Source organism: Pediococcus inopinatus, assembly GCF_002982135.1.
Classification (GTDB): domain Bacteria; phylum Bacillota; class Bacilli; order Lactobacillales; family Lactobacillaceae; genus Pediococcus; species Pediococcus inopinatus.
Genome location: NZ_CP019981.1, coordinates 343,035 through 356,376 on the forward strand (window position 1 = coordinate 343,035; position 13,342 = coordinate 356,376).

Consider the following 13,342-nt stretch of genomic DNA (forward strand, 5'->3'; position numbering starts at 1 on the left):
ATGATTATTTCTATTGGTAATGACCATATTGTTACAGAAACAAAAATTCAACTTTCAAATTTCTTAAAGGATCAAGGACACACTGTTATTGATGAGGGTACTTACGATACAACAAGAACCCACTATCCAATCTATGGCAAACGTGTTGCTGAAGATGTTGCTGATGGTCGCGCAGACCTCGGTGTTGTTCTTTGTGGTACTGGGATTGGTATCAGTACTGCTGCAAACAAAAATGAAGGTATTCGTGCAGCTTTAGTTTCAAACTTGGTTGCTGCTCGCTATGCTAAAGAAGAATTAAATGCCAACATCATCGGTTTTGGTGGTGCAACAGTTGGGGAACATCTTTGCGAAGACATTATCTCTGTATTCTTGGATTCAGAATATAAAGAAACAGCAGAAAACAAGAAGTTAATCGATAAAATTGACAATATTGCAACTCCAAATCCAGATCAAAAAGATAACCCACACTTCTTCGATGAAGAAAATGAAAAATGGGCTGAAGGCGTTTATCACGACTAGAGTGTGTTCAAAAGCTGTTTTTTGAAACACATTTTGGCTGATTAAGTTGGCAAAACAACTTGTGATATTTAGAAATGTGACCTCATTGTAAAATTGGTGCAACCGTTTTATAATGAAAGCGTTGTTGAAATAAATCATGACAAATCATGAAAAAAACAAAAGGGGTAATCATTTTATGTTGAAATTAACACCAGGTAAGGAAAAAGGAATCAAAGCTTTATCAAATAAAGATGGCGTCATTGATGCTTTAGCTATTGACCAACGTGGATCATTGAAAAAAATGATTGGTGCTGCAAGTGGTAAAGAAGCTTCACAAAAAGAAATTGAAGACTTCAAAGTTGCTGTATCAAGCGAATTAACTCAATATGCTACAGGTATTTTGTTGGATCCTCAATACGGACTTCCAGCTTCAAAGGCTCGTGCTGACGGTGCTGGTTTATTGCTTGCATACGAACGAACAGGTTATGACGCTACTGAGCCTGGCCGTTTCCCAGATATCTTGGATGACTGGTCAGTTCGTCGTTTGAAGGAACAAGGCGCTGATGCCATTAAATTCTTACTCTACTATGATGCTGATGAAGGCGGCGACATTAACCATCGCAAACAAGTCTTTATCGAACGTTTAGGTAGTGAATGCAAGGGCGAAGATATGCCATTGTTCTTGGAATTAGTTTCATATGATGCTAATAACGACGATGCTACCGGTAAAGAATATGCTAAGGTAAAGCCACACAAAGTTATTGAAATGACTAAAGAATTTTCAAAACCTCAATACGGCGTTGATGTATTGAAGCTTGAAGTTCCTGTTAACCAAAGCTATGTTGAAGGTTTTGCTAAAGATGCTTCTGATGTTGTTTATAGTAAAGCAGATGCTGCTAAATACTATAAAGAACAAAGCGATGCAACAGACCTACCATTTATCTTCTTGAGTGCCGGTGTTACTGCTGAGTTATTCCAAGAAGAATTGAAGTTTGCTAAAGAAGCAGGCTCAACATTTAATGGTGTCCTTTGTGGCCGTGCGACATGGCGTCATTCAGTTGAACCATTTGCTGGCGAAAGTGAAGAAGCTGGTCGTAAATGGTTACAAACACAGGGCCGTCAAAACATTGAAGACTTAAATAAAGTTTTGGCTGCTACTGCAACTTCATGGTACGACAAGGTTCAAAAATAATTGCTTTTAACCTTAAGGATTGTGCCAACTTGGTGCAATCCTTTTTCTGAAAATGGAGATAAATATGAGTAACTTTGATGAAATAAAAAAGGCTAATCCAGACAAAACCATTTATGACGTTAATATTGATGAATTTGCGGATTTTGGATTGGTTTATAAACAGTATGATTTAAGCAAAATGACAAGCTACATGGATTCGCAAATTGAAATTCCTAGTGATCATAACGATTATGTCCCAGATGATGAAACACTTGAAAATGACGCAACGATTCAACAAATTGCCGCTGATGTTTATGCAGGAATGCCTATTTCAGCAGGCCCTTGTGTGGGTCAGAGCACTTCATTTTCAGCGATTGAATTTCATCAGGGAAGTGAAGTTAACATCACTTTCACCGATGTGGTGATGGTTTTAGGGAAACGTCAAGATATTCATAATTATGAATATAATGCTGAAGAGCATGCGAAACTTTTCTTCGTCCCACGCGGAACTGTGTTTGAAATGTACAGTGATACATTACATTACAGTCCATGCAAGGTCGATGACAGCGGCTTTAAGGCAATTGTCATGGTCTTGGAAGGTACAAATCAACCGTTACCAGAGGGCTTCAAAGGTACCAATAAAATGATCGTGAAGAAAAATAAGTTCCAGATGGCGCATGCTTCTAGAACTGACAAGATTGCACAGGGAATCTTACCTGGTGTCAAAGGCAATTTAATCGACATTAAGCCAATTCAAAAATAGAAAGGTAGATAGAAATGGCTGACACAGAAAAGAAAACTTTATCCACAGAAGAAAAAAATGACATTGATACAGCAGAAGCGTTACATCAACAAATGATTAAAGAACAGATTGCTGAATTTCCAATTACGAAAGCATAATTTAGTTAATAAAATTAAAAATGAGCTGTAAACCTAATATGTGTGACCAACTGCACACAAGGTTTTACAGCTTATTTTTTTGCAAAAATCCGAATAATTGAGCTGTAATAAAAACGTTAGTATGCTAACGAAAAAAGAGGCGGAGTGTATGAAACAAGATTTATCTATGTATGGACGGCTGGTCAAACACGCAAGTAATATGATGAGTCGCCATATTGACAGTTTTGCAGCCGGCTACGGTTTAACCGGTGTACAATTATCAATTATCGATTTTTTGGGTAAATATCCGGAACAGATTTGTTTGCAACGTGACATTGAAAATGAATTTGCCATTCGGCGATCAAGTGCCACCACCCTGTTACAACGGATGGAGAAAAAAGGGTTGGTTGTTCGTTCAATTGCGAAAAGTGATGCCCGGCAAAAACAAATTCAATTGACATTCAAAGCGCAGCCGTTTGTGAAGCTTAATCAACGTTACATGGAAGTTAGACGGGCTAGTTTGGAAGCTAGTTTTACTGCTGCAGAGCTTCAAAATTTTACCGAAATTTTGAAGTTTTTAACTATTGATGAAGCTGGAAAGAACTATGGGAAGGATCACGAGAAAAAATAATATGAAGAGTAAAAATAGACAACAAATTCGCCCCCAAGTCATTGCGGCGGTTATTGCGACAGGATTAATGTCTTTTAGTGGTGTGATTGTCGAAACCGCCATGAACATTACATTTCCAACCTTGATGAAGGAATTTAACATCACAACCAGCACTGTACAATGGTTAACCACGGGATATTTGTTAACCGTGGCGATTATTGTGCCACTCTCGTCAGCGTTAAAAACACGTTTTAAAACCAAATCCTTATTTATGGTAGCTAATTTATTATTCTTGCTAGGCCTAATTATGGATGCTGTTGCTCCTGTTTTCCCAGTGTTGTTGCTGGGGCGAATCATTCAAGGGTGTGGAACTGGGATTGCCTTGCCTTTGATGTTTAATATTATTATTGACCAGGTTCCGGCTAGTAAGCTGGGCATGATGATGGGGATCGGAACCCTGATTACCGCTGTGGCCCCCGCAATTGGCCCCACGTTTGGCGGTGTGGTCGTTGCTAGTCTAGGCTGGCGGTTTGTGTTCATCATTTTAATGCCTTTATTGTTAATTTCGTTGTTTACAGGAATGAAGACGATTGAACAAAAACGGCCGACGAGAAAGATCAAATTTGATCCACTAAGTATTTTGTTAATTGCTGTGACGTTTATTGGTTTAATTCTTGGATTCAGCAATATGGGTGCGATGCGTTTTGCTAGTTTGCCTGTCGTGGGGGCTCTTATCGTTGGATTGCTTGGCGTAATTGGGCTTGTTTATCGTAGTTTACATATTTCCCAGCCAGTTATTGATCTGCGTGTGTTAGGGAACAAAACTTTTTCGGCACATGTATTTGTATTTTTTAGTTTGCAACTAATTTCATTAGGGATGTCCTTCATTTTGCCAAACTACATGCAGTTGGTAAATGGTGCATCATCCACTACCGCCGGGTTAATTGTTTTACCAGGCGCTGCTTTAGGTGCAGTGATGTCGCCAATTAGTGGCCGAATTTTTGATCATTTTGGGGCCAAAAAACTGTTGCTTACCGGAAGCGCGGTCGTCTTTATCGGTTTGGCGTTATTTACGATTTTTGCCCTAAACATTAAAGACAGCCTTATCTTAAGCATCTACGTGTTCTATATGTTTGGGATTGGTTTGATTTTTGGAAACGTCATGACGAATGGCTTAGCCAACCTTAAAAACACACAACAAACAGATGGAAATGCCATTTTAAATACGATTCAACAATTTGCTGGAGCAGTGGGAACCTCACTTGTCTCCACAATTATTGGAGCGAGTCAATTAAGTAAAGGCAGCTCACAAGGCGAATTAACAGCTTTAGGTTCACGCAACGCTTTGTTAGTTTTAACAATTTTGATGGGCTTTGTCATAATTGTGCTAATGTATGCAGTTAAAAGTAAGTCGTCCGCTGAGACTGGTCATTAAAAAATATCAACAACATGCTAGAAATGAGTAAATGCAAGTTGATAGCATTGAGGCTGAGCAATCAAAATTTGTTGTGTGATAGCAACAGTTATTGCTGTTAAGCTCGCCCGCGAATAAGCATAAGACAAAAACCTTGCAATTTAATGAGAAGCTCGTAGAATAACCTTTGCACCAAAATCTAACAAGGGGTGATTTTAAATGGCAGAATCAGATAAAGAATTACAACAACGACTTACACCAGAAGAGTTTGAGGTTACGCAACATGCTGTCACGGAACGTCCATTTAGTGGCAAATATGATGACTTTTATGAAGATGGCATTTACGTTGATGTAGTGAGTGGTGAACCATTATTTAGCTCCAAGGATAAATATGATGCTGGTTGCGGGTGGCCGTCATTTACCCATCCCATTGATCAGGCGGCGCTTAAATCAGACACAGATACGTCGTTTGGGATGGTTCGTGATGAAGTACGAAGTAAAACTGCCAACTCGCATTTAGGACATGTCTTTGATGACGGCCCAACTGAAGCAGGTGGCCACCGTTTTTGTATTAATTCAGCGGCGCTACGCTTCATTCCCGCCGACAAATTGACGGCAAACGGTTATGAACAATATGAACATCTTTTTAACTAATTTTTGTGAGGAGTGACAATAATAATGGAAGAAACAGCAATTTTTGCAGGTGGTTGTTTTTGGTGTATGGTCCAGCCATTCGAAGATCAACCAGGAATTAAAAAAGTCCTGTCAGGTTATACGGGTGGCCATGTTGCCAATCCAACGTATGAACAAGTTAGTACGCATACAACTGGCCATACCGAAGCCGTAGAAATAAAATTCGACCCAGAAAAGATTTCCTATAAAGCATTGGTTGAACTGTACTGGCAACAAACGGACCCAACTGACGCGATGGGCCAGTTTCAGGACCGTGGTGATAGCTACCGTCCCGTTATTTTTGTGCAAAATGACGAACAACGCCAAATTGCTGAAGCATCTAAACAGGCATTACAAGAAAGTGAACGATTCAGCGATCCAATTGTAACAACTATTGAAGACGCAAAACCATTCTACGTAGCAGAGGAAGAACATCAAGAGTTTTATAAAAAGAATCCTGCACGATACGCGATAGAAGAAATGGGCGGCAGGGAGAAATTTATAAACGATAACTGGAAATAATGAATTCTGATAAGATTGCGGTGACGTGATCAATAAAAACGACATTGCCTATTTAAGGCCAATGTCGTTTTTTAAAATCTATTTTTCTAGTTTGCGGATCGGTAAACCCATTTCAGCGAGTTGCCGGTTAACCAATTCGTCATGGATCCGACTTAATTTATCCTGTTCGGTTTTGTCTTTGCCAGTCGGCTCAGTTAAACATGCGGGCATGTCAGTTTGGTTCTTATCTGTCATTTTGCCACCTGCTTTCTATTTAACTTCATTGTCTCACGAGGCGAAACTAAATAAAAATATCTTGCTTAAACTGCTTTCTACTTATCGTAGGCCACAACTTCTGCTTGATTATCAGTAAAGTTGAGAATGTTTAGACTGCCATTTTTGATTGGTAAGTGGACATCGATCTGCGGATTTAAAAGCTGAATAAGACTTCGGATGGCATCCATGTGTGAAACTACCAATAGCGTTTCCCCATCGTTTGCTTTTTCGGCTAGTTGATCAATCCCGGCTAAAATTCGTTTTTTAAAAGTTTGGGCGTCTTCGGCATCATGAAAAGGATCAGCGGCATGCATGGCATCGCGAGTCTCATAAAAAGTGTGGTCCTTTAAAAAGTCATCAATGCCATTGTAGCCGAGGGGACGGCAAATTGTGTCCCACGTTTCTGGACCGTTGGCACCTTCAAAGTAACCAAAGAAAGCCTCACGAATGTTTGGAAGTTGTGTGACTTTTAGAGCGTCATTTTTTGTGTCATCCAAAATGATGTGAGCCGTATGAACGGCTCGGGTTAGATCACTAGAAAATGCTTGATCAAAGTGAACGTCTTGTACTTTTTTTGCAGCCATATGGGCGTCTTCAATGCCTTGTGGTGTGAGCGGTGCATCGGCCCAACCTTGCATCCGATCATATTTATTAAGATAAGTCTCACCATGACGAATGAGATACACAGTAAATTTTTTGATAAGAACACTTCCTAATTTTAGTTTAATTATAAAAAGAGCAGCACATGAAAATCGCACTACTCTCAGTTTAACATGATTGTTCGATAAGCTTATGAGAATTCAATCCCATATTCAAAGGATTGTGTTTCGCCAGGTTCGGCGAAGTTGTTACCCTTCTTGTTTGCCCAATCGGTTGGTTCGTTGCTAGCCTGATCGGGTAAACCAGCAAATGGTTCGATGCAAAGGTAAGGTTCAGTCGCATTTTCCATAGTCCAAAGAGTGACATAAGGGAAATGTTTGATGTTTAATTTGATCTGGTGAGCAGTCTGATTGGAGCTAACTGTGACTGATTCAATCTTTTTCGCATCAAGAATAATTAAACCATCATCAAAAGTTTTATGGTCTAGTTTTAAGACATTCCCATCGACAGCTTCAAACGGTGCTTTGGTGCCATCTCGGAAAGGTGCCGGGTTGATGCCTAACTGTTGGATTTCCTTTGGATGAGGTCCAAAAGTTAGGGAATAATCTTCAAAAACACCATCGTCATCGATTGGAATATTGAGACCGGGATGAGAGCCCAAAGCATATGGCATTGTCTGTTTGTCATTATTTGTGACGCTGTATTTTGTTAAAAGTTGGTTGCCAACTAATTTATAGTCAACTTGTAAAGTGAACTCAAATGGATAGTACTCTTTAGTTTTTGGACTAGCCTTTAATTGTAGTAAAACTTGATCATCGGCTTTACGAACATTTTCCCATTGTAAATCGCGCGCAAAACCGTGTTGAGGCATTGGGTAGGTTTGACCATCGACAACATAATGATCATCATTTGATCTCCCAATTGAAGGGAAAAGGATTGGTGCATGACGTTTCCAAGCTTTCCCATTCCAGATGTAGTCAAAGTTTCCTTTTAAATCTACCACGTGTGTAATTTGGGCACCAAGTTGGTCAATTTCAACTTCAAGTTTGTTATTTTTAATTGTAATCATTCATATTGCCTCTTTTCAATTTATTGGGTACAGGTATATGATGGAACAGTTGGCAAATAATGTAAAGGCTTTCTAGATTAAAAATGAAGAACTTTAAAAACTTTTCAGACGATTTCAGAAAACTTAAAGCAAAAGGTTTACTTATGGCCAACAGAAAGTTAGGAGGTACCATATTTTGATCAAAATGATTGCACTAGATTTGGATAATACATTACTTAATTCCAAGATGGAAATAAGTGATATGAATACAAAAATTTTGAAAAAGTTGCACAAGCAAGGTAAAAAAATTGTTTTGTGCACTGGCCGACCGATTAATGCAATTTGGGATTGGCTGAACCAGTTAGGGCTCATGAGCGAAGATGACTATTCAGTTAATTTTAATGGGTCATTAATTGTGCATAACATCGATAAAAAGCCCTTGATGGCAGATGGCATGAAACGAACCCATTTTAAGAATTTGCACGACTTTTGTGTGAATAATAACTTTCCGTTAGATATTTTGGATTTTAGCGGTCTGTACCCAATTAGTGATTTACCGATTTCAGGGTATGAAAAACGGTTTGGGACGAGTTTACGGGCAGCCTATACGCCATTTTTCAAACTGCCTGAAGTTGACTATAGTAAAGCGGTAATCTGCACAGAGCCGGCAACGATTGATCAAATTGTGAAAACTTTGCCTAAACAATTAAAAGAAGATTTTCACATTGTCAGATCACAACCGATGATTTTGGAATTTTTAAAACCCGGTATTGATAAGGGGTCGGCACTTGATCTATTGTTAAGGCATTTTGAATGGACGAGAGAAAATTTAATGACTTTCGGGGATGCTGAAAACGATTTGGAAATGTTGGCTAGTGCTGGGATCGGTGTCTCAATGGCAAACGGCACCCCAGAGGCCAAACAAACCGCTAATCATGTCACAGCTTTGGATAATAATCATGATGGTGTGGCGGATTTTTTGGAGACTTATTTTGCGACAAATGATTAACACTGCTTATCAAGAGAGCTTACTAAATTTGATTCATTTTTATGGATTAAGTTTAAGTAAGCTCTTTTTTTTAAAACTAATTACTTGCGTGCGCAACTGTATTGCCATATAATCTGTATTTGAATCTTAAGAAAACCAGTTTGTCCAAATAATAACAGACAGGAGATGAGGATTTGCAAGGAGCACGTGAAAATTCAATTCATAAGTGGTTAATTATTGCTAGTCGACAGGTTAGCCTACATCTTGATCAGCGATTAGCCACAATTGGCATGAGTGTCAGTCAGTATTTTTACATTCTAAAAATTCACGATAACCCTGGCCTCACGCAAAAGGCGTTGGGGGAGACTGAGTTTATTGATCAAAGTAATGTGACGCGAGCGATTAAGCAATTAATTGTTCAAGGCTTTGTGAAACGGCATCAAAATCCTGATGATAAACGAGCATACCAACTTACTTTGACTGAAAAAGGAACAACGATTTATCCACAAATTCTGCAGATTCTTGATACAGAAGAAGCAGAATTGGTGAAGGGGATTGAAGCACAAGGTTCCAGCTTTAATCAAAAAGCTTTTGTTGATGCGTTACAGACCATGAGTCGGCTGCATGAAGAGCCAAACAAAAAATAAGGAGAACTATGATGAAAATTATTACCGTTGAAGAACATTTCGATACACCAGCTAATATTAAGCAGTTTAATGAATACTCAAAAGTGAAGAATAACAATCCGCGCCAAGAAATTCTTGGAAAGACTTTGACTAATTTCGACAAACGGATTGAGTATATGGATAAATATGGCATCGATATGCAAGTGATTTCTGATGCTGGTAACTCGCCGCAAGTTTTACCTGATGAGTTGATTGTCGATGCTTCTCGTGCGCAAAATGACACATTGACAGAGGCGGTTTCTACCCGTTCAGATCGTTTGGCCGGGTTAGCAACATTACCAGTCAATAAACCTGAAGAGGCCGCTAAAGAACTTGAAAGAGCTGTTAAAACACTTGGCTTAAAGGGTGGCATCATTAGTGGTACGATTGATGGCCAATTTTTAGACGCTCCTAAATTTGAACCGATTTTTGCGATGGCCGAAAAATTAGATGTACCATTGTATTTACATCCTGGCGTTATTAGAGATGAGCAAAAGAAAATTTTGTATGATAGTAAAGCTTATTCACCAGCCTTAGCTACGTTTATGGGCGGCGCTGCCTGGGGCTGGCATATGGAACAAGGAATCCAAATGGTTCGGTTGATTGTTTCTGGTTTGATGGAAAAGTATCCTAATCTTAAATTAGTTTCGGGGCATTGGGGTGAATTCGTGCCAATGTTCCTTGAACGATTATCAGAATTTTTACCATTCTCTGGGCTAGATTTACCACATTCTTTTGGGTACTACTACAAACGAAATGTCTACGTCACACCATCTGGGATGTTCACTAATCCGCAAATGCAAATGGTACTCACGGAAATGGGCGCCGTTCATTTAATGTATTCAGAGGATTATCCATACATTGAACGAAAAGAACAAGTCAATGAATTTATTACCAAAGCTGATTTGACGGATGACCAACGTGAGCAATTTGCCCATGGGACGGCCGAAAAATTATTTAAACTATAAAATCTAAAAATAGACATTACAAATTAACTTTCAGTTAAGAGAGTTGCTGTAATGTTTATTTTTGATTGGTCGGAATTTTTTGAAATTGCTTGCCATAATGGTTAGTGTAAAGTTTTAGTAGGAAAATTAAAAAAGCCTTTTCAAAACACGAGAAGACCGTTAATCTTCTAATTAGGTGTAGTGGAGGCGTTGATGAGAGAGTGTGTCGATGTCACTTGGCGATTTATCGCTTAGAGACATGGGAGACTGGAGAGATCCACTTCTGGCCTGTAAAAGGCAGAAGTTAGCTCGCAAGCGACCCACACGGCCCCACATCAGCGCCGGAACGGAACTAAAAGCAGATAAAATCTAATTAGCGGCACTACCTACTAAAACTTGAAACATATGCCATAATGCGGACTTTAAGATTTATGATAAACTTGTATAATATTAAGCATAGCAATAAAAAACTTTTTTAGGAGATGTTTTTTTGAAAGCAGCAGTATTTATGGAACCAGGAAAAATGGAAGCTCATGAGGTTGAAAAACCACAAATCGAAAAACCAAGCGATGCGCTCATCAAAATTGTCAGAGCCTGTGTGTGCGGTTCTGACTTATGGTGGTATCGTGGCATTTCAAAGCGAGACACAAACGTCACGGTAGGGCATGAAGCGATTGGCGTTGTGGAAGAGGTTGGCTCCGAAGTCACTGATATCAAAGTGGGAGACTTCGTGGTTGCGCCATTTACACATGGTTGTGGACACTGTGCTGCTTGTTTAGCTGGTTTTGATGGCGATTGTTTGAATCCAGTATCTGGGACTAGAGGCGGTTATCAAGCAGAATATTTACGCTATACAAACGCTAACTGGGGATTAGTTAAGATTCCTGGACAACCTAAAGATTATTCAGATGAACAGCTAAACTCGTTGTTGACCTTATCGGACGTTATGGCTACTGGTTATCATGCAGCTGCAACTGCTGAGGTTAAAAAAGGCGACACAGTGGTGGTTATGGGTGATGGTGCCGTTGGGTTATGTGGTGTGATCGCTGCTAAATTACGCGGTGCAAAACGCATTATTGCCATGAGTCGCCATGAAGACCGACAAAAATTGGCTCTTGAGTTCGGTGCTACTGATATTGTACCTGAGCGTGGTGATGAAGCTGTTAAACACGTGATGGAATTAACTGGTACTGGTGCTGATGCGGTGCTTGAGTGTGTCGGAATGGAACAATCTGTAGATACGGCCGTTAAAGTTGGCCGTCCCGGTGCCGTTGTTGGCCGAGTGGGTATTCCTCAAAAAGCCGAAATGAATACTAATAACCTTTTCTTCCGCAATATTGGGTTGCGTGGCGGAATTGCGGCTGTGACAACGTATGACAAAGAAATTTTGTTGGATGCAGTCTTAAATAACAAGATTAACCCAGGAAAGGTATTCACAAAGCGCTTTGACCTGGATCATATTGAAGATGCTTATGAAGCAATGGACAAGCGAACAGCCATTAAGTCTTTGTTGGTGATCAGCGAAGGTTAAATAAAAAATCATTCCTAATTGAATAGGGATGATTTTTTTGCGGCCTAAAATTTTGATTAATTGCCAGAGAGAAACATAATTTTCGCGTATTTTAAAGAAACGTTATAGAATTGGTTTTAAATTGATAGTCAATAAAGATAGAAGGTGTTGTGATGTCTAAAAGTCGACTTGAAGCTTTTACTGATGCAGTTATCGCAATTATTATGACTGTTTTGGTATTGGAATTAGGACCATTGACTGATTTATCTTGGCATGGTTTATGGCATATTAGGACAGAATTTTTATCTTATATATTTTCATTTTTCATTTTGGCAGTCACATGGAATAACCATCATCATATGTTGCAGGCGGCAAAAAAGATTGACGGAAGTGTTCTATGGGCAAATATGAATCTCTTATTTTGGCTTTCGCTATTTCCATTTGTGACGGCGACAGTCGACAAAAATTGGTATTCACATTTTGCTGAAACTCTCTATTGATCTTGTACTTGTTATACAATGTGGCGTGGAATATTTTAAGGATGACGTTAACACATGCCAATCCGAAGCTGGGGCGATTTTTAGGTTACAAAGACGTCTATACTTTCTTCGGGGTCCTTGTGGTCATGTTCTTAACATTTTTCTGGGCCCAAGCCGGAATTATCGGCTGTTTTGTGGCCACTTTATTTTGGATAATTCCGTATCGAGATATTGAAAGGCTCTTTGCTAAGTCAGATAATTAAAAAATAAGGAAGGTTAGGTTTCTGGGTTAAAATCACGAATGACTTTTGCTAACTTAAAAGTGGACTGGTCAAAGTGATAAACGAAAATGGTGCCATTTGAAAAACCTTTTTCGAGTTCTTCCGTAGGGTCCTGTAACATGCGCAAAAAATTAAAACAGGCGCCACTATGAGAGACTGCCAAGACTTGTTGATTACCGGGTTTAGACATAATCTTTGTCAAACATTCCAACATCCGTTTACCAACGGTATTAGAAGATTCACCACCATAAGGCAAGAAAAAAGTTTCAAAATCTTTGGGGGCCTTGGGACTCAGACGCTCGCTTTCACCTTCAAAAACACCGTAATTTTGTTCCTTGAGAGCTTTTACCCGTTGATAAGGTAAACGATTTTGTAAAATTAACTCAATTGTGTCAGTGCACCGCTCAGAAGTTGAACTATAAGCATGATCCAGTGGAATTTTGGCGAAGAATTTTCCTAGGTTTTGCGCTTGGTCAACTCCTTTTTTAGTTAGCGGAGAATCACACCAGCCTTGAATTTTATGTTCAATATTAAATAAAGTTTCTCCATGACGAACAAGATATAAAGTTTTCATTTTGAACCATCTCCTGACAAAGTAAGTGCAGCTGTATGAATTTTTTGAACACTATTGATAACAAAAGGAAAACCAATATAGGGTAATAGCTGAACGGTTGCACCAAAATCGGCTGATTGCCTCTCCTTTTTTTGAGTAAAGGAGAGGCTTTTTTGTTGAAAAACACCGTTTATTATTGACAGGGCGGTGGCAACTTTGGGGATTCCAATCACAGGAGTTAGCTGGTAGA

At 39.3% G+C, this 13,342-nt stretch carries 19 protein-coding genes; 14 read left to right on the forward strand and 5 right to left on the reverse strand.

All coding sequences use genetic code 11. The features are described from left to right. The 8 genes from lacB (at position 1) to msrA (ending at position 5,766) form a co-directional block, all read left to right on the forward strand. Positions 1-519 (forward strand): galactose-6-phosphate isomerase subunit LacB, encoded by a 519-nt coding sequence (gene lacB, locus PI20285_RS01665; RefSeq protein WP_057773454.1) that lies wholly within the window; start codon positions 1-3, stop codon positions 517-519. A gap of 175 nt (positions 520-694) precedes the next feature. After that, entirely contained in the window at positions 695-1,690 is a 996-nt protein-coding gene (lacD, locus tag PI20285_RS01670) for a tagatose-bisphosphate aldolase (RefSeq protein ID WP_057773456.1), read from the forward strand. A 64-nt stretch (positions 1,691-1,754) separates the two neighbouring features. Beyond that, positions 1,755-2,432, forward strand: a complete 678-nt coding sequence (locus tag PI20285_RS01675) for a DUF4867 family protein (protein WP_057773459.1) — start codon at positions 1,755-1,757, stop codon at positions 2,430-2,432. 14 nt (positions 2,433-2,446) lie between these two features. Further along, positions 2,447-2,569: a hypothetical protein gene (locus PI20285_RS11995; protein ID WP_269084004.1), complete on the forward strand. Its 123-nt coding sequence runs from the start codon at positions 2,447-2,449 to the stop codon at positions 2,567-2,569. A gap of 148 nt (positions 2,570-2,717) precedes the next feature. Beyond that, positions 2,718-3,179 (forward strand): MarR family winged helix-turn-helix transcriptional regulator, encoded by a 462-nt coding sequence (locus PI20285_RS01680; protein WP_057773460.1) that lies wholly within the window; start codon positions 2,718-2,720, stop codon positions 3,177-3,179. A 1-nt stretch (position 3,180) separates the two neighbouring features. Next, positions 3,181-4,593 carry a DHA2 family efflux MFS transporter permease subunit gene (locus tag PI20285_RS01685; RefSeq protein WP_057773463.1) on the forward strand — a complete coding sequence of 471 codons (1,413 nt, stop codon included), beginning with the start codon at positions 3,181-3,183 and terminating at the stop codon, positions 4,591-4,593. A 198-nt stretch (positions 4,594-4,791) separates the two neighbouring features. Further along, entirely contained in the window at positions 4,792-5,226 is a 435-nt protein-coding gene (gene msrB, locus PI20285_RS01690; RefSeq protein ID WP_057773465.1) for a peptide-methionine (R)-S-oxide reductase MsrB, read from the forward strand. Positions 5,227-5,250: 24 nt separating this feature from the next. Then, the gene (gene msrA, locus PI20285_RS01695; RefSeq protein WP_057773466.1) at positions 5,251-5,766 is read left to right on the forward strand and encodes a peptide-methionine (S)-S-oxide reductase MsrA; all 516 of its coding nucleotides are present in this window, start codon (positions 5,251-5,253) and stop codon (positions 5,764-5,766) included. 78 nt (positions 5,767-5,844) lie between these two features. Here msrA and PI20285_RS11585 read toward each other — a convergent pair whose 3' ends face one another. From PI20285_RS11585 to PI20285_RS01705, 3 genes are all read right to left on the reverse strand, one after another. Next, positions 5,845-6,000 carry a hypothetical protein gene (locus PI20285_RS11585; RefSeq protein ID WP_156406511.1) on the reverse strand — a complete coding sequence of 52 codons (156 nt, stop codon included), beginning with the start codon at positions 5,998-6,000 and terminating at the stop codon, positions 5,845-5,847. A 77-nt stretch (positions 6,001-6,077) separates the two neighbouring features. Then, positions 6,078-6,707, reverse strand: coding sequence for a histidine phosphatase family protein (locus PI20285_RS01700; protein ID WP_057773469.1), 630 nt, complete (start codon positions 6,705-6,707; stop codon positions 6,078-6,080). 104 nt (positions 6,708-6,811) lie between these two features. Continuing rightward, entirely contained in the window at positions 6,812-7,690 is an 879-nt protein-coding gene (locus PI20285_RS01705) for an aldose 1-epimerase family protein (RefSeq protein ID WP_057773471.1), read from the reverse strand. Between the two features lie 184 nt (positions 7,691-7,874). Between PI20285_RS01705 and PI20285_RS01710 the strand changes: the two genes are divergently transcribed. The 6 genes from PI20285_RS01710 to PI20285_RS11780 all read left to right on the forward strand — a co-directional run bounded on the left by PI20285_RS01710 (position 7,875) and on the right by PI20285_RS11780 (position 12,521). Further along, positions 7,875-8,678, forward strand: a complete 804-nt coding sequence (locus PI20285_RS01710; protein ID WP_063698265.1) for a Cof-type HAD-IIB family hydrolase — start codon at positions 7,875-7,877, stop codon at positions 8,676-8,678. A 173-nt stretch (positions 8,679-8,851) separates the two neighbouring features. Further along, positions 8,852-9,304, forward strand: a complete 453-nt coding sequence (locus tag PI20285_RS01715) for a MarR family winged helix-turn-helix transcriptional regulator (RefSeq protein WP_057773475.1) — start codon at positions 8,852-8,854, stop codon at positions 9,302-9,304. A gap of 8 nt (positions 9,305-9,312) precedes the next feature. Beyond that, positions 9,313-10,290: an amidohydrolase family protein gene (locus tag PI20285_RS01720; protein WP_236698828.1), complete on the forward strand. Its 978-nt coding sequence runs from the start codon at positions 9,313-9,315 to the stop codon at positions 10,288-10,290. Positions 10,291-10,759: 469 nt separating this feature from the next. Next, entirely contained in the window at positions 10,760-11,800 is a 1,041-nt protein-coding gene (locus PI20285_RS01725) for a zinc-dependent alcohol dehydrogenase family protein (RefSeq protein ID WP_057773479.1), read from the forward strand. 152 nt (positions 11,801-11,952) lie between these two features. Further along, a complete protein-coding gene (locus PI20285_RS11775; RefSeq protein ID WP_057773481.1) occupies positions 11,953-12,279 on the forward strand; it encodes a TMEM175 family protein in 327 nt (108 codons plus the stop codon). Positions 12,280-12,320: 41 nt separating this feature from the next. Then, positions 12,321-12,521, forward strand: a complete 201-nt coding sequence (locus tag PI20285_RS11780; protein WP_057773482.1) for a hypothetical protein — start codon at positions 12,321-12,323, stop codon at positions 12,519-12,521. 13 nt (positions 12,522-12,534) lie between these two features. On the opposite strand, the gene PI20285_RS01735 is transcribed toward PI20285_RS11780, so the two are convergent. Together PI20285_RS01735 and PI20285_RS01740 are read right to left on the reverse strand one after the other, a co-directional pair. Beyond that, on the reverse strand, positions 12,535-13,113 hold the full coding sequence (locus PI20285_RS01735; RefSeq protein ID WP_057773484.1) for a histidine phosphatase family protein: 579 nt from the start codon (positions 13,111-13,113) through the stop codon (positions 12,535-12,537). Further along, positions 13,110-13,325 (reverse strand): hypothetical protein, encoded by a 216-nt coding sequence (locus tag PI20285_RS01740; RefSeq protein ID WP_057773486.1) that lies wholly within the window; start codon positions 13,323-13,325, stop codon positions 13,110-13,112. Before PI20285_RS01740 ends, PI20285_RS01735 begins: the two co-directional genes overlap by 4 nt. Positions 13,326-13,342: the final 17 nt, after the last annotated feature.